Source organism: Marinagarivorans sp., assembly GCF_982758155.1.
On sequence record NZ_CEXWTU010000098.1, the window covers coordinates 1 to 16,551 of the forward strand.

The 16,551-nt window shown below is 47.2% G+C and carries 16 protein-coding genes; 5 read left to right on the top strand and 11 right to left on the bottom strand.

All coding sequences use genetic code 11. From position 1 onward, the window contains the following. Window positions 1-94: 94 nt before the first annotated feature. From AC3A8L_RS11720 to rpoE, 11 genes are all read right to left on the bottom strand, one after another. Window positions 95-832, bottom strand: coding sequence for a dienelactone hydrolase family protein (locus tag AC3A8L_RS11720; RefSeq protein WP_487962445.1), 738 nt, complete (start codon window positions 830-832; stop codon window positions 95-97). Window positions 833-849: 17 nt separating this feature from the next. After that, window positions 850-1,578 carry a DNA repair protein RecO gene (gene recO / locus AC3A8L_RS11725; protein ID WP_487962446.1) on the bottom strand — a complete coding sequence of 243 codons (729 nt, stop codon included), beginning with the start codon at window positions 1,576-1,578 and terminating at the stop codon, window positions 850-852. A gap of 2 nt (window positions 1,579-1,580) precedes the next feature. Next, entirely contained in the window at window positions 1,581-2,471 is an 891-nt protein-coding gene (gene era / locus AC3A8L_RS11730; protein ID WP_487962459.1) for a GTPase Era, read from the bottom strand. Window positions 2,472-2,478: 7 nt separating this feature from the next. Continuing rightward, window positions 2,479-3,162, bottom strand: a complete 684-nt coding sequence (gene rnc, locus AC3A8L_RS11735; protein WP_487962447.1) for a ribonuclease III — start codon at window positions 3,160-3,162, stop codon at window positions 2,479-2,481. Continuing rightward, on the bottom strand, window positions 3,149-3,586 hold the full coding sequence (locus tag AC3A8L_RS11740; RefSeq protein WP_487962448.1) for a DUF4845 domain-containing protein: 438 nt from the start codon (window positions 3,584-3,586) through the stop codon (window positions 3,149-3,151). Before AC3A8L_RS11740 ends, rnc begins: the two co-directional genes overlap by 14 nt. Before the next feature lie 65 nt (window positions 3,587-3,651). Next, a complete protein-coding gene (gene lepB, locus AC3A8L_RS11745) occupies window positions 3,652-4,449 on the bottom strand; it encodes a signal peptidase I (protein WP_487962449.1) in 798 nt (265 codons plus the stop codon). Between the two features lie 11 nt (window positions 4,450-4,460). Further along, window positions 4,461-6,260 (bottom strand): translation elongation factor 4, encoded by a 1,800-nt coding sequence (gene lepA / locus AC3A8L_RS11750; protein WP_487962450.1) that lies wholly within the window; start codon window positions 6,258-6,260, stop codon window positions 4,461-4,463. A 119-nt stretch (window positions 6,261-6,379) separates the two neighbouring features. Continuing rightward, window positions 6,380-6,877, bottom strand: coding sequence for a SoxR reducing system RseC family protein (locus AC3A8L_RS11755; RefSeq protein WP_487962451.1), 498 nt, complete (start codon window positions 6,875-6,877; stop codon window positions 6,380-6,382). Further along, a complete protein-coding gene (locus tag AC3A8L_RS11760) occupies window positions 6,877-7,827 on the bottom strand; it encodes a MucB/RseB C-terminal domain-containing protein (RefSeq protein WP_487962452.1) in 951 nt (316 codons plus the stop codon). The genes AC3A8L_RS11755 and AC3A8L_RS11760 overlap by 1 nt, the downstream gene beginning before the upstream one ends. 6 nt (window positions 7,828-7,833) lie before the next feature. Continuing rightward, the gene (locus tag AC3A8L_RS11765; protein ID WP_487962453.1) at window positions 7,834-8,529 is read right to left on the bottom strand and encodes a sigma-E factor negative regulatory protein; all 696 of its coding nucleotides are present in this window, start codon (window positions 8,527-8,529) and stop codon (window positions 7,834-7,836) included. Window positions 8,530-8,765: 236 nt separating this feature from the next. Beyond that, on the bottom strand, window positions 8,766-9,368 hold the full coding sequence (gene rpoE, locus AC3A8L_RS11770) for an RNA polymerase sigma factor RpoE (RefSeq protein ID WP_487962454.1): 603 nt from the start codon (window positions 9,366-9,368) through the stop codon (window positions 8,766-8,768). Window positions 9,369-9,687: 319 nt separating this feature from the next. Here rpoE and nadB point away from each other — a divergent pair, with 319 nt between their 5' ends. The 5 genes from nadB (at window position 9,688) to AC3A8L_RS11795 (ending at window position 16,435) form a co-directional block, all read left to right on the top strand. Then, on the top strand, window positions 9,688-11,331 hold the full coding sequence (gene nadB / locus AC3A8L_RS11775; protein WP_487962460.1) for an L-aspartate oxidase: 1,644 nt from the start codon (window positions 9,688-9,690) through the stop codon (window positions 11,329-11,331). 251 nt (window positions 11,332-11,582) lie between these two features. Further along, window positions 11,583-12,869, top strand: coding sequence for a conjugal transfer protein TraF (traF, locus tag AC3A8L_RS11780; RefSeq protein ID WP_487962455.1), 1,287 nt, complete (start codon window positions 11,583-11,585; stop codon window positions 12,867-12,869). A gap of 71 nt (window positions 12,870-12,940) precedes the next feature. Continuing rightward, entirely contained in the window at window positions 12,941-13,417 is a 477-nt protein-coding gene (locus tag AC3A8L_RS11785) for an RDD family protein (RefSeq protein ID WP_487962456.1), read from the top strand. Window positions 13,418-13,520: 103 nt separating this feature from the next. Continuing rightward, window positions 13,521-14,318, top strand: coding sequence for a PilW family protein (locus AC3A8L_RS11790; RefSeq protein WP_487962457.1), 798 nt, complete (start codon window positions 13,521-13,523; stop codon window positions 14,316-14,318). Next, complete coding sequence (locus AC3A8L_RS11795) at window positions 14,291-16,435, top strand: hypothetical protein (RefSeq protein WP_487962458.1); 2,145 nt, start codon at window positions 14,291-14,293, stop codon at window positions 16,433-16,435. Before AC3A8L_RS11790 ends, AC3A8L_RS11795 begins: the two co-directional genes overlap by 28 nt. The last annotated feature ends 116 nt before the right edge of the window (window positions 16,436-16,551 follow it).

Sequence of the window (16,551 nt, forward strand, 5' to 3'; positions counted from 1 at the left end):
ATGGAGCAGTTACCGAGGCATGTAACGCTTTGAGCAACGAAGGTAAGGAGGTCGAAATCAAGCATTAGTGGATAAAGTATTGTTTCCTCGTCCCTTAACTTAAGGTACGTTGAAAAAACTGCTGCGCCTTCAAGTACATCTCTATGGCTAACGCCGAATCGTAACGCTCACCTTCATCGCGCATAAACGCGTGCTGAGCATTCACTTCTTGCCAGTGATAATTCAAGCCTACTGACTGGAAGTGTGTGTAAAGTTTTTGACGCGCCTCCACAGGGACATGAGGATCTTGTTTGCCAAAAACTAAGTACACTTCACCGGCAATATCTTTTGTACGTTCAAAGGTATTATTGCCTTTAGCGCTAGGCAAAGTATCGCTGTGAATATCTGTAGGGTACAAACAAAATGCGGCTTTAATCAAAGGGTTTAAGGCCGCACGAAACGCCAGATGGCCACCAATACAAACCCCCATGGCACCAACATTACCCGTGCAATATTCTTGCGCTTTTGCAAACTCAATAATAGCTTGAGTATCGCTATCATGCCCCTCAAGCGGCTTTTCCCACTTATCATTATTGCCCTTATCTTTACCCGCATCATCATACCCCAGCACAGTGCCCATAGGATTTAGTTCGTGGAAGACTTCAGGAACAACGACCACAAAACCCAACCCCGCTAAAATATTAGCCGAGCGTGCAATAGGTGTCGTAATTTGAAAAATTTCGGAGTAGAAAATAATACAAGGGAACCGTCCTTCTATTGCAGGGCGAAAAACTTGAGCCTGCATAATCCCCGTAGACGTCGGCAACTGAACAAAGTCATTTTGTGTGATCATTAAATATTCTCTACAAATTAATTATGAATTAAGGCAGCCGAAAATAATTCGCGACTTTTCAGGGGTTTACTTCCCAACAACGGCAACAGTAATATTCGCATCATTCTTTTCATGGCCCCACGGTGAGTATCGTTGGTGAAATCACGCTCAGCCATTGCCGCAATAGCAGCACCATCGAAAACTGGCCAAGAAGGACTGCCAAACTCACTAAAGCCTGAGTGAATATCCAAATAATAGCGTTTGTCTTTTTTAAGGGGTTCACCCGTATTGGCATCCACACTGAAGTCAACCAAATAACCCTGCTCTTCAAGCACCAGGAGCTCAACCTCACGCAATAAGGGCTCTATTTGAGGAAGCACAGCTTCAGCAGATCTACTGAGGGAAATTCCCCCCAAACGATTAAGCGTTTTCTGATAGGTGCTATAAACTGAAATGCACGCCTCCCCTTTAGGCATAAGACGCTGCAGTAATTCGTTAAGATAAAAACCACAATAAAGTGCATTGCCGGATAAGGCAGAAGGCGTGTAATGAGCAAGCTCATAATCAATCAATGTTTTAAGCGGCTTGGCGCCCACCCAAGAAATTAAAGCAGGACTAAAGACCGCATAGGCGGCCTTTTTTTTACTCGGCGCTCGAGCCATCGCACCGATCACGCCATAATCGCGGGTTAAAAAATCAACGAGTAGACGGCTATCACTAATTTTACGGGAGTGCAGTAAAAAAGCAGGCTGCAACTCAACTCGCACAACTACTGATCCAACCCTAAGCTGCGCAAAGCGCGTGCGCTATCAGACCAACCAGACATCACCTTCACCCAAAGTTTAAGCATTACTTTCACATCAAGCATTGCCTCAAGATCCTTACGAGCATCAATACCTATTTTTTTAATTCTATCGCCTTTATCGCCAATAATAATGCGCTTCTGCCCTTCTCGCTCCGTTAAAATTGCCGCACTAATATGCACGATATCGCCTTCATCGGCATAATCTTCAATTTCTACGGCGACCTGATAAGGTAATTCAGCACCTAACTGGCGGATAATTTTCTCTCGCACAATTTCAGCAGCCATAAAGCGCATGCTTTTATCGGTAACTTGATCTTCAGGGAAAATATGCTCGCAGGCCGGTAAGCGTTTAACTATTTCCTGCTCAAGAACATCAAGGTTTTGCCCTTTTAGCGCGGATACGGGAATAATTTCAGCAGCATCAATTTTTTCAGCGATAGCTGCAAAGGTTGGCATTAAAGCCGACTTATCATCAACCTTATCCACCTTATTTACTGCGACAATCACTGGGCAGTTAGAAGCCGCAAGGCGCTCGAGCACGATCGTATCTTCATCGGTCCAGATATCACGCTCTACGACAAATATCACCAAATCAACATCCATGGCTGCAGACGAAGCCACGCGATTCATATAGCGATTAATAGCTTTATCTTGGTTGTTATGCTGACCCGGTGTATCGACAAAGATCATTTGCACATCCCCATCGGTACGAATACCAAGAACATTCGTTCTCGTCGTCTGAGGTTTACGAGATGTGATACTTATTTTCTGTTTTACGAGATGATTTAATAATGTAGATTTACCAACATTAGGCCGTCCCACGATAGCAATAAAACCACACTGGGTACTCGGCACGGCTAATTTATCCAATTTTAAGAACCTCTAGCATGGCTTCTGCCGCTATTTTTTCAGCGGCTTTTCGATTACTGGCAGTACCTTGTGTAGCATCATTACTAACAGATACCGAACAGCGTACTGTATAGGCTTGATCGTGAAGCTCACCCTCCACCTTAACAACCTCATAAGCTGGAAGGCTTTTCTTTCGACCTTGAAGCCATTCCTGCAGTATCGATTTAGCATCTTTGGTCGAATTCAACTCGAGACTCAAGGTTCCTAAGCGCTGATCGAACCAAGCAAGAATCAACGCTTTCACATCATCCATTGAAGCATCAAAATAAACTGCACCTATAATCGCTTCAACGGCATCGGCAAGAATTGATGCTCGTCTAAAGCCACCACTTTTTAATTCACCTTCACCCAAGTTCAAACAGTCACCTATTTCAAACTCTAGTGCAATTTCAGCAAGGGTCTCCCCCTTAACCATCAATGCGCGCAAGCGGCTTAGCTGCCCTTCCCGCGCCTGAGGGAAACGCTCAAATAAAGCTTCAGCGATAGTGAAATTCAAGATCGAGTCGCCCAGAAACTCTAGGCGCTCATTATGATTAGCAGAGAAACTACGGTGTGTCAGTGCGATGTGCAGTAACTGAGCATCAATAAATTGATAGCCCAGACGCTTTTGTAATCGTTCTAAATTAATTTTTTTCACTCGGGGTACAACATTCATCCGGTTTTGAAGAATCTAAATGGTTTTTAAATGATAAAACTATGTCGGCATTTGCCAAAAAATTAGTTCGTATTTCATAGTCAACCTTAATAATGGTACGTTCTTTTAATCGCTCGACCTCTAAAGCCTCTGTAATTACGCTATTACGGACACCATTAAGGCTATAGTATTTGCCAAGTTCTGAACGAACGTCATTTTTGCGAATATCTTTCAAATCGTTGGGGTGGCGCTCGACCATGGCCTCAAGCCCCTCAACTACTAGATAATTATCGTAGTAAGCCGGCGCAACAACATAAGCTACTTTAAATAAGAGCGTTGCTAATAATAGCGCAAAAATAATACCTGCAGCGGAATAACCAGCTTGCTTACGCGGTGATTTATGTAATCTTTTTGACTTGTCATTCATCGCAGATCTACTCATTCAAAATACAATCATTATTGTCATGCTCAGCGCATTTACCCTGGCTAAAACTACTGAATCTTACCGCTTCGGCTAAAGCTAGGTAGACTAGCTAACTCTGGCCAATGCATCCAAACCGCAAACGCCTTGCCCACTAAGTTTTTTTCAGGCACAGCACCCCAAAATCGGCTATCTCGGCTGTTATCCCTATTGTCACCCATCATAAAGTAATGACCTTCAGGCACGACCCAACTACCATTAGTGCTCACCCGTGAAGGTTGCGTACATTTTTGCATATTGTGCACTTTTTCACCAAGTGTTTCCTTAACCACTTTGAGAACATCACCACGATAACTGCACAATTTTACCTCTTCAGAGCCAGGAACCTCGGCTAGCTCAGCTTCTGTTAGCTCTTCGTAACTCTGCTTTTCATCATTAATGAACAGTTCATGATTAACATATCGAATTTTATCACCTGGCAGCCCGACTAAGCGCTTAATGAAATAACGCTCCTCATTCGGAGGGAAAAACACAACAACATCGCCGCGTTTTGGCTCACTAACATCAAAAAGTTTTACCCTGAACACTGGCATACGCACGCCATACGAGAATTTATTTACGGCGATATAGTCTCCTACTTGCAAAGTAGGAATCATCGAGCCTGAGGGAATCTGAAACGGCTCAATCAAAAAAGAACGTAAAAAGAAAACCAAGAACAGAACGGGAAAGAAAGATTTTGAATACTCTACCAATGCTGGCTCTTGAGCCTCTTGCTCGCGCTTACGCGCTAACACGAATATATCCAGCAACCAGATCACGCCGGTTACGGTTACCGCGATCATTAGAATGAGGGGTAAATCTATATCCATAATAAAACCCTTTAGCTATCGACTTTAAGCACAGCTAAGAAAGCATCTTGGGGGATTTCCACGCTTCCCACTTGCTTCATACGCTTTTTACCGGCTTTTTGTTTTTCTAATAATTTTTTCTTACGTGAAATGTCGCCACCATAGCACTTAGCCGTGACATTTTTACGCAACGCTTTAACCGTTGTACGCGCCACCACCTGGCCACCAATAGCCGCCTGAATAGCCACATCAAACATTTGGCGAGGGATGAGCTCTTTCATCTTATCCGCAAGGGCTCGCCCTTTTTGATGCGCTTGATCACGATGCACAATGCACGCTAAGGCATCCACTTTCTCAGTGTTAATCAAAATATCTAAGCGGACAAGGCTAGCAGCCTGAAAACGCTGAAAGCTGTAATCAAGTGATGCATAACCACGACTAACAGACTTCAAACGATCAAAGAAGTCCAGTACAACCTCATTCATCGGTAATTCGTAAATCACCTGGACTTGAGAGCCAAGATACAGAATATCCTTCTGCATACCACGCTTAGAAATACACAAAGTAATCACTGCACCCAAATACGCTTGCGGAACAAGAATATTCGCCTGCACGATAGGTTCACGCATTTCATTAATAGTGCCTAAATCGGGTAATTTAGAAGGGTTATCCACATAGACAATATCACCGTTAGCACACTCGACTTCAAAGACAACCGTAGGTGCAGTGGTAATTAAATCCAGGTCGTATTCACGCTCCAACCGCTCCTGGATAATCTCCATATGCAGCATGCCTAAAAAGCCACACCGGAAACCAAAACCTAAGGCATCAGAGCTTTCGGGCTCATAAAAAAGCGAAGCATCATTGAGGGTTAACTTAGAGAGCGCGTCGCGGAAATTTTCATAGTCGTCAGAACTAACGGGGAACAAACCGGCGTAAACCTGCGGTTTCACTTTTTTAAAGCCCGGTAGCGCAGCAACCTCTTGAGTTGACGCATGCGTAATCGTATCGCCAACGGGTGCACCATGAATATCTTTAATGCCGGCAACAACAAAGCCCACTTCACCGGCATGCAAAACACCAGTTTCATGCCGTTTAGGGGTAAACACACCCACACTATCAACGACTTGCGATTTGCCCAGGGTTTTAGAAATTATTTTATCTTTGACCTTGATCGTTCCCTGCTTCACGCGAACAAGAGAAACAACGCCCAAATAACTATCGAACCACGAATCGATAATCAATGCCTGCAAAGGAGCATCAACATCGCCTTGTGGTGGCGGCACCGAAGTAACAAGTACCTCAAGTACATCCTCAATACCCAAACCACTTTTGGCCGAACAGCGAACAGCATCTGTCGCATCAATACCAATAATGTGTTCGATTTCTTCGGCTACCGCCTCTGGGTTAGCCTGAGGAAGATCCATCTTATTTAAAACGGGGATAACTTCAAGGTTTTGCTCAATCGCGGTATAGCAGTTAGCTACCGACTGCGCCTCTACGCCCTGTGCGGCATCAACAACCAACAACGCACCCTCACAGGCCGCTAATGAACGCGAAACTTCATAAGAGAAATCAACGTGCCCAGGGGTATCAATAAAGTTAAGCTGATATGAAATGCCATCCCTCGCTTTATAGCGCAGAGTGACGCTTTGCGCTTTGATAGTAATACCACGCTCACGCTCTATATCCATAGAGTCTAGAACTTGGACACTCATCTCGCGCTCGGATAAACCACCACAATGTTGAATAAATCGATCGGCGATCGTTGATTTGCCGTGATCAATATGGGCAATGATCGAGAAGTTACGAATATGACTAAGGTCGGTCACTGAGATTTAAACCTGCTTCGAAAAAACGGTGAACACCACCGAAATGGCGGTGAAAATTGCGCGCAGTCTATCTCATTTAGGAGGCTCACGCTATGAATACCATCACCCTAAAAAGGGCGCTAGGTGAACCGAACAGTAACTTCGTCCGCCGCTAAGCTAGAGCGAACAACTAGCGGCTGCAACCGCTCATCATTGCGCCACCGATTCAATATACGATTAGCAATCCAGCCGCCGAAAAACAAACCCATAAAAGCCGCGATAGCTACATGTGCATCGCCTGCGGCAGCATTAACTAGCGGTGCTAATAAAACAGCTGAAATAAGGCCTATCAATGGGATTAAATACATAACCAGCGCCACCTTAACAAAAGCACCGCGGTCAACAGCAAGGTCAACATCCTGCCCCTCAACAAAAGACTGCCCTGCAAGCGCTGGAGATAATAGTGCACGCACAGCCACCTGATTAGCCCCGAGCTTTGCCAAAACAGACGTACCGCAACCAGACTTCGCTTTGCAACTGCCGCAAGCACTGGCTTTATCTGCCGCAACCCAAAGGGACAATCCATCTGGATCAAAAGAAAGTACTTTAGCGCGCTCGGTGACCCAGCGATCATCCATCAAGGCGCCGCCTGATAAGCGACAGATGCCGCTACTTTGCGCGCAATCGCTGGAGGAATCTCACCAACAACAGATACCTTGAAAGAGCGCTGATTCAACGCCACCATCGTCATGGCGGCAACCGTTGCCCCGCGCTGAACAACGCCAACAGCACCCGAAACATCTTCTATAGGGGAGACAAAAATGGAAATTGATGCCAATCCATCAGTAAAGCTCATCACCGCTTGCTCATCAGTGGCATCAACACGCGCAGGTACAAAACCAGCAGGTAACCATTGAGGCTTCCACCCATCCCAAGCTTTGGGGGTTGAACATGCTTCTTTGGTGAAAGCTAATCGCTGGGATGCATCACTAACAGAAGTCGGTTGCTCCACAGGCCCGAGAGTCAATTGAACAAACTGAAAACGCTCTAATACCTGTCCCCTCTCACCCGTCAACGTAAGCATTAACGGTAAGTGCGACTCTCGATCAATACCCAAAGTAAAACCGTAGCGGTGCGTGTCTTTTGGAGTGATTTTAACAATATCCACCGTACGATCAGCAACACGATTTTCGCCCGCACTCTGGAAGTTATAATGTAAACCTAGACGCTGAAAAGGCGTATCGCCTACCTCGGAAAACAAACGCATCGCTGCGTTACCGCAATAGTTGCTCGGAAGTTTTCGAGAAAAGTCTCTAGGGCGACCACTCAAATGACGGATACGCTCTTGAGTGCCCTGCTCTTGAACCAAGTGCTCGAAAGCCAGCGTTTCCAGCGGACCACCGAACTCATAGGTTAGCGTACCTTGGTAACTTTGCTGATCAAGCGCATTCGCCATAGCAAGCAATTGCTGCTCAGCCGATGTTGCTCCCTCATCAAATGCAGCATCGGCTAGAGCGCCATTACCTATAGATGCCGTAGCGATCAAAGTCGCAATGAATACTGTAATACCCCGCCTTATAATATTCATCAACACCTACTTAGCAGGTGCCATTTTGGCAGCGCGAGCCATTGGCATTAAGCCAAACTTACCATTTTCGGCACTCAACTCTGCATGCTCTAAAAATAACTGCTGCAACTCTGCATCAACTTCGGCATTACTCAAAAACTGCTGCTTTGTCGGCACTGCCGCCTGAATCTTACGCTGCGGCTCAGCCAAACTACCAAGACTTACGTTGCGCGCTACCGGCGACGGCAAATCAAAACCGACCGGTGCTGTGATAACGGGATCCTGCGATGCTACCAACGACTCATTTCCACCAATAACCGCGAGTGTACCGTTTTGAGAAAACTGAACGCCCGCAACTACAGCAAAAGCAACAGAAGCGGCAATAGCCGACTTCGCCATCCAATCGCGCCAACGACTAGCCTGCACCACAACATTAGAAGCCGTCGATGATGCGGCAACAGGAGCTGCGTCCGCGGTATAGTCAGCCTCTTCATGAATGGCTGCGCCAATACGACCACTTAAATCACTGAGTGATGGTGAGCTTAATTCCTTGCGCATCAAAGCTCCCGCAAGGTGATAACGCTGCCACTTTTCACTCAATTCAGGGTCGCTGACCATACCCAATAAGCGGCGACCTTCAAATTCACTCGCCTCACCATCGACAAGGGCCGATAGGCTTTCGAGCGTTTGCTCTGAAGGTGATGTTTTATGTGTTGATGTCATAGTTATCAAGACTCACTCTATAAACCGTTAAACAAAATATATATGTATTCATGACGCTCTAGCGTAAACAGCGATTACTCATTTTCGCGGTCATCTGCAATAACTTATCGAAAACCAGCAAAGCCTAATCCGAAGAGCAAAAAGTAATCAGTCAGTTAAGATCTGAGACCCTCATATTCATCAAAGTTCAGCCAAAATTCATACTCATTCACTTTGAATAAAAACGCTAATGGCGATTAGCGAATTAAGGGACCGATGTGTTTATCAATTGCCTCACGCGCCCTAAAGATTCGAGAGCGAACAGTCCCAATAGGACACGACATTGCCTCGGCAATCTCTTCATAGCTCATTCCGTCCATTTCACGCAGTGTAATGGCCATGCGTAAATCCTCAGGTAGCCGTTCAAGTGCCTCATAGATGGCCGCTTCCAGCTGATCAGTTGCCATCCGACTTTCAGGTGTTTCATTGTCACGTAAAGCTTCTGCACCCGCATAGAAGTCAGCCTCTTCGGCATCGACATCAGATGCTGGTGGGCGCCGACTGCGGGATACTAAATGGTTTTTACTGGTATTGACGGCGATGCGGTATAGCCAGGTATAAAATTGACTATCCCCTCTAAAATTGGCCAGCGCCCGATAGGCCTTAATAAAGGTCTCTTGAGCAACATCGTGGACCTCTGCGGAATCTTTGATAAAACGGCTAATAATTGCTTGAACCTTGTACTGATATTTTAATACCAGTAGGTCAAAAGCACGTTTATCGCCCTGTTGAACGCGCGCCACCAACAATTCATCCGCCGAAGGCTGATCATTCGTGGCCGGCACGGAAGGCTCGGTCATAGCCGACTCCCTATTAATACTCATTTTATGAATCTAACCACCGCAATTGAGCTGCCCCAAAACAAAGGCATATTATTATCGCTCTACAAGATCCCACTAAACGGGGTGCGGCACCGAATTGCTCAACCATACATCTCACTCATTAATTATCATGGCAAAACAAGTCAGTTCCGACGCATTGCAGAATTGTTTGTATCCACTAAAGACTTTGGGAGTGTTGCAAAGTTCAGCCTCTGGCATTAATAATGACCAGTCCTGATGAGCGAGCTCATTAAACCTTCGTTGAATAGTTAAGGCAAACCCTTTCGTGACCCAGCCAATAACCGCAAAACAAAACCTTTCTAACGCCACCGACAAGGCCTTACATCATTGCGATGTGCTCGTTATCGGTAGTGGAGCCGCCGGATTAAGTCTAGCGCTGCACCTCGCCAAATACGCGAAGGTTACGGTGCTGAGCAAGGGGGCTTTAACGGAAGGATCTACATGGTATGCGCAAGGCGGAATTGCCGCCGTGCTCGATGACCAAGACTCCACCGAGTCACACGTCAAGGACACCCTAGCCGCTGGGGCTGGCCTGTGCCATGAAGATGCCGTGGAATTTACCGTCGCGCGCAGCAAAAATGCAATCAAGTGGCTAGTGGAACTCGGTGTTGATTTCACTCGCTCAGCCGAGGGCGATTTTCACCTCACTCGTGAAGGCGGCCATAGCCATCGCCGTATTATTCACAGCGCCGACGCCACGGGCAAAGCGGTACACACAGGGCTGATCAACAACGCCCTTACCCACCCAAACATCACCCTACAAGAAAACCGCGTAGCGCTGGATTTAATACAGCAACCCGACCCAGCCAGCCAAAAGCAACGCTGCGTAGGGGCCTACGTTCTTAATCGCAACGAAGACGCCATGGAATGCTATACCGCCAAAGCCGTGGTATTAGCCTGCGGAGGTGCCAGTAAGGTGTATTTATATAGCTCTAACCCCGACAGCGCGAGCGGCGATGGCATTGCGATGGCTTGGCGAGCCGGTTGCCGCATTGGCAACATGGAATTCAACCAATTCCACCCCACATGTTTGTACCACCCCAAAGCCAAGTCTTTTTTAATGACCGAAGCTTTACGCGGAGAAGGCGCGGTACTCAAACGCCCTAACGGCGAACGCTTTATGCAAGACTTTCACCCCCAAGCCGAGCTTGCCCCACGCGATGTTGTCGCCAGAGCCATCGACCACGAGATGAAGCGCTTGGGCGCGCCCTGCATGTATTTAGACATTAGTCATCGCGAACCCGCATTCCTAGAAAGCCATTTCCCCACAGTGATGGAGCAATGCAGAAAATTTGGCATCGACATTACAAAAGAGCCCATTCCGGTCGTTCCCGCCGCCCACTACACCTGCGGAGGCATTGTGGTGAATACTCGCGGGCAAACGGACCTTAACCACCTGTATGCCATCGGCGAAACCTCATTTACCGGCCTCCATGGCGCCAACAGAATGGCCAGTAACTCCTTATTGGAATGCATTGTTTACGCACAGTCCGCCGCCGAAGACATTATCGCCAAGCTAGCCAACACTCAGGAGCCCTTAGCCTGCAAGCCTTGGGATGAATCACAAGTCACCAACTCTGACGAAGATGTTGTGATCTACCACAATTGGGATGAGATTCGTCGATTCATGTGGGATTACGTCGGCATTGTGCGAACACATAAGCGCTTAGAACGCGCCCTTCGCCGTATTCAATTACTTCAATCAGAAATACACGAGTATTACGCTAACTACAAAATCAGTAGTGACCTTATTGAGCTGCGCAACCTTGCCATGGTCGCCGAACTCATTATTCGCTCAGCCATGCTGCGCAAAGAAAGCCGCGGCCTGCATTACTCACTCGACCACCCAGAACAAAGCGACATTGCAAAAGATACGTTATTGGTGCCGGCTAATTTTGCCAATCAAAAAATCTTTGTTTAACCACTCTAGCTAGAGCAGTCAATGGCGCTATACCAAGAAGGTAAGCGCCCAGAATCGAGTAACGCAACGCAATAGCGGCGTGAAAAGTTAATTACACAACGTGAGACCTAGATAAAAGTTGCAAAGGAATTGCTAGCCTATACTAACGCTCGCATTACTAAGGCCATGATTTGATTCACTGAGCCTTCCTACGGAAACAACAAAACCTATAGGCAGAGATCTAGCGGTTTATAAAAATAAGGCAATCCGACGTGAAACAAGCTTTACCGCTGTTATTTAGCTTCATGAGCTGTACCGTATTTGCGGGAAGCTTCGGCACCTACGACCCGCGCAGCCAAGCCATGGGCGGAACTGCCGTTGCCGTTGGCAGCGTTGGCATGGCCGCAGGCCACAATCCCGCACTGCTAGGCCTTTTTGATGATGATGAGGATAAAAGCCGCAATGGTCACTATTACCTGCCCTACGCTGTCGGAAGCCTCTCGCAAGTCGCCATAGACAGCCTCAATCTGCTAGAAGATGAACTAGATGTTGTTTTTGATAATGCCTTAATCAATTACAACAACAACCCAACCCAGAACGGTGCAGCAACGGCTAGCACCGCAGCACTCAACCTTGAAAATGGCTTAAAGAGCATAGCCAATGAAGATATTACATTTAGCGCATTTATTCCCCTTATAGCCGTTGCCGAACCCTCCAAAAAAGGCGGAGGTGGATTTTATTTAGGCTCGCGTATTGAAGGTGGTGGCCGAAGTTATATTCCAGACGAAGACATTGAGCTTTTCGATGATTATGTTGAGGCACTCGATAATGTTGCCAATGGGGGATACTGGCGAGACGCTCACCCCGAACTGTTTAATGCGGATGAAGGTTATGTGGATTTTGCACCACCGCCCCTTAATGACCCTTTTGATGATATAGAATCAGGTGCCGATTTACGCGGCCTTATCATCAACGAAGCCGCTGTCGCTGGGGCACTTGGCTTTGATTTTGACCGCATGATAATCGCCATTGGCATTACACCTAAAGCCATGCAAGTTCGCGTTTTTGATGAATCACGACAAGTCTCCAACGATAACCTTGAAGTTGAAAACAGCTCTGAACCTCACCTTATGTTTAATGCCGACATCGGCGTGGCGATCGACTTCGAATCTGGTGTTCGCTTAGCCTATGTCGGGAAAGACTTATTTTCTCGCTCATTCACCAGCAATGCTGGCGCCATTATTGAACTCAACACAAAGCACCGAATGGGCTTTGCCTACCTTACTGAACAGTGGCAAATAGGTATGGACTACGACATGCAACTTAACGTACCTAACGCGAGTGAAAAAACAGGTCAATTTTTATCCTTTGGCGGCGAATACACACTGTTTAACCACTATGATCTTCGCCTAGGCTATCGCTACGATACCGATAATCAACTACCTGCAGCGACAACACTCGGCATTGGTGGGCACTGGGGGCCTGTCTACCTCAACGCCAGCTACCTTAAAAGCGCCGAAGAACAAGGCGGCGGCTTACAGCTTGGCTTTGCTTTCTAAGAGTTAGAATATACCCAGCGACGGCCCATGGGCTGGTAAACTAGCTTCTTTGTTTTGATATTGAGAACACTATGACCCCGGTGACTACCGCCCCCCTTTGGCGACGCTTTGCCGCCCTAACCTACGACAGCTTAATACTACTCGCAATTAGCATGGCCTACGGCGCACTGGTAACAATGCTAGGATCCTTTGCGGGGGGCGCCACCGCAGCAGGGCCAGACTACCAACCCATGTTTAAAACAGGTGGCGCAGGAGAACTGGTTTTATTAGGCTGGATATTAAGCTTGGCCAGTTTTTACATCGGCTTCTGGTACCGCTCCGGGCAAACCGTCGGCATGCGCGCTTGGCGCTTAAGCCTTGTCGACATCAACAACCCGAACCAACACCTCACTTTTGTACGCTGCTGCCAACGAGCCGCCTGGGGCATACTGAGCTTTAGCTTTGCGGGCATCGGTTATTGGTATCGGTTCTTCAATAAAGAGGGGCAATGCCTTCACGACAAGCTGACGCGCTCGGCGGTTATCGTCACACCTAAAAAGCCATCGTAAACACGCTACCTAGGATTCATCAAGATAAGCGGCCTCTATTCGCGATAGCGGCCCTGCTTGCCGCCCCTGTTAGACCAACGGCCCCCTCTCAAGCCGGCCAACCTTGGTATTTCCCCCAGCAACACTTAATTTTAAAGGTAGCCGCGCTCTCTACGGCACAGACTTTAAATACAGTATTGCTACGGCCAATATCATGCGTTTTTGCCATCAACCTATTATCAAGCCAGCACTGTCGGCACACCCTCGACAAACACACCCCCTGCGCGCGAGTAAAAGACGTAACGCGCAACAAGGCGTCACATTAATTTCACTGTTAATAGGAATGTTAATTTCTATTTTTAGTGTGCTGAGTATTTTAGCCCTCTATAAAAACTTAGTTTCAGTTTCTATTAGTGCCACTGCCGACGCCTCTCACGATGGCCAAGTAGCGACCGCACTGCTAACAGCGCAACTTGAGTTACAAAACGCCGGCTATGGCATCGCCAACGCCGATGAGTTACACCTGAATACCAACGATGATGGCAGTGAGATTCGGTGGAGGTATTACGATAACGGCGCCTATCAATGCCGATCTATTCGCGAAATAGCCATTGACGACAACACCCGCTCACTCGAATTATTTGAAGCCAACAAAAACTGTAGCGAATCCTCTGAACTCACCACAGTAGAGTGGAAATCACTCGCCGTTTTAACAAAAATTAGTCGCATTGAAACACTCCCCGAACAAATTTTTACATTCAGTATCGGTACCACCGAATGCTCACCTTATGGCGTTGGCGCGACCGATAAGCACTTAACGGTCTCGATGAGCGCTGTGGGCAGCGCCGACTTCCATAATGCGACCAGCGACATTAGCGCAACGAGTTACAGCCTATGCCTTGTAAGCACCCACCCCGCCTAATGCCTTTTTATCCGGCTCAAAAAAAACAAGCGATGAACCTCAAAGGCTCGCTGGGCGCTTACAAACAACGTGGCGCCGCTACAATACTGATCATTCTCATTGTCGGCATATCGATGATGGCCTTATCCATGAGTACTGTCCGCAACGTTAAAAGCACACAACAAAAACAAGTGGCCGCTCACGCCACTACTCACGCTCAACCACTGGCATGGACAGGCGTTGAGATTTTCCGCGCTTACTTAGAGGAACTTAGCGAAGAGCAATTGGGCGAACTAAAACCCAGCAACGAAAAAACAACTATTCAACTGTCGTCGATCAATGCCAACAATGCATCGCTGTCAGTTACCCTTTTAGAAGCACCCAGTGTTATTAAAGAAGGGGAATTCGAGTATTACCAAGTGCCGGTAGCCATCACTGCCTTCGATTACTCCGCCGACGCAAGCGCTTCAGTAAAAGCCGTTTATTATGTGGCTCCGTTTGGGGGCAAAAACTGTATAGATTGCCTAACCCTAGACGCCATGCTGGACTTTCACGATGACCTCGACATTGAAGGTGACATCACGATCAAAGCACCGGCCGGTACCAGCTCAACATTTAATGTTGACGGTAATGTTGCCGCTCTGAATATCAGTTTAAATCAAGTTAATTATTTAAACTCTACGGGCAGCATCGCCCTCTCCTCCAACACGTTTATCGACGAACTCTACGCCAACGGCAATATTATACTCACAGGCTCGGCCAATACGACTCAGGCCTCGGCACTAGGAGATATAACAATGTCAGGAGGGACTTGGGCAGACATATTAAGGGCTAACAATAACGTAATCCTCACGGAAGGTGCGCAAGCGAAAATATCGATTGATGCACTAGGTACAATCAATAACGACAGCGCATCAGCACAAGGGCTTGCAACAGCAGGTAAGGACATTTTAGTGCCCGCCAATGGTGGCTCGATGGCACAGGCTTTCGCTGTCGGAAATGTGGATATTGCAACCGGAGCGATGACTATTCCTCACATAAAAGCCAAGGGCAATGTGGCTTGCCCTAGCACTGGCTGGGAAAAATTTAACAGCATTCGCGCGCAAGGCAATGTGATTAACTGCCCTATCGATGACCCCGATGCAACTCCGCCCGAAACTTACGACATTATTGAAAATACGCCGTTCAGCATCAAACTAATGTCGCCGCTAGTAGAATTTTCGATGCCGAAACCCTTCGTAGATGTTTGGCCGCTGAAGGATTTCGCAAATTATGTGTTCACCCCCGAAGGTGACGCTATGCGCGTACTAGTAAAAAATGTTAATGGCATAGAGGATGGTAATTACTACCTTGCAGACTACCCACAAGGTAGCCGCAATTTTCGCGATTACTTATGCGAAGAAGTCGACAACGCTGGCATGTGTATTACGCCCGCGACACCGCAGGAAGCCAGAACGCTTTGTTTTGGACACTCTGAAAATGATGACTGCCTGAACTACAACGCCAGCGAACAGCTATGGTCATTTAATGGTAAAAGTTCGCTCCCGGGCGTAATGTGGTTTGAAGGTAACTTAATGCTTAACAATGGCGTTTATTACAGTACTTTCCTTGTCAGTGGCAATATAGAAACCGGGGGAGGTATGGTGACCTCGGCGGCAAACTTCGCCAGCTATGTAAGCACATGTGGGCTCGACTACCCCGTCAATAAAAATACAACCGGAGATTTTGACGGTTTATATCCCACAAATCTTTGCAACGCTGCAGAATTGAAGATGAATTATAACCCCGTAGGTAACATCGCATTAGCTGCTGGCGGCACGCCCCCCGGTGGAGGAACTTACAGCGGCGGTGATATTGCATTGGGCTCAAGCAATCAAATTAATGGCACAATAGTAGCTGGCGGACACCTGACAACATCGGGGCAAACCGTTGTAAGAGGCTACGTAAGCGCCACCTCACAAATAGGTAAAAACATCGGCACGGATCATAATTTACTCGGCGCATCGACAACGATTGATCTTGAAAATTTACCGAGTGGCTACAACCCCACGACGATACCTCCGATGCTACCCGAGGACCCGGACGATAATACTGGCGGCAAAGGTTTCTCAAAGATTATCTGGGCGAAATACCTGTAGCGCTTAGGTGGTATAAATAACCCTAACTTGCGCTATTAACGTGCCTATAGGGTTAGGCTCCTACTCCAGCCCTTTCAAGGTGACTTTTTAACCAGTTTTTCCTTCGCTAATAGCTT

Bases quoted from the DNA above. Each gene is read 5' to 3' on its own strand.
- AC3A8L_RS11720 (WP_487962445.1), bottom strand. From the start codon at position 832: ATGATCACACAAAATGACTTTGTTCAGTTGCCGACGTCTACGGGGATT.
- AC3A8L_RS11740 (WP_487962448.1), bottom strand. From the start codon at position 3,586: ATGAATGACAAGTCAAAAAGATTACATAAATCACCGCGTAAGCAAGCT.
- lepB (WP_487962449.1), bottom strand. From the start codon at position 4,449: ATGGATATAGATTTACCCCTCATTCTAATGATCGCGGTAACCGTAACC.
- AC3A8L_RS11755 (WP_487962451.1), bottom strand. From the start codon at position 6,877: ATGGATGATCGCTGGGTCACCGAGCGCGCTAAAGTACTTTCTTTTGAT.
- AC3A8L_RS11760 (WP_487962452.1), bottom strand. From the start codon at position 7,827: ATGAATATTATAAGGCGGGGTATTACAGTATTCATTGCGACTTTGATC.
- AC3A8L_RS11765 (WP_487962453.1), bottom strand. From the start codon at position 8,529: ATGACATCAACACATAAAACATCACCTTCAGAGCAAACGCTCGAAAGC.
- rpoE (WP_487962454.1), bottom strand. From the start codon at position 9,368: ATGACCGAGCCTTCCGTGCCGGCCACGAATGATCAGCCTTCGGCGGAT.
- AC3A8L_RS11785 (WP_487962456.1), top strand. From the start codon at position 12,941: ATGACCCCGGTGACTACCGCCCCCCTTTGGCGACGCTTTGCCGCCCTA.
- AC3A8L_RS11795 (WP_487962458.1), top strand. From the start codon at position 14,291: ATGCCTTGTAAGCACCCACCCCGCCTAATGCCTTTTTATCCGGCTCAA.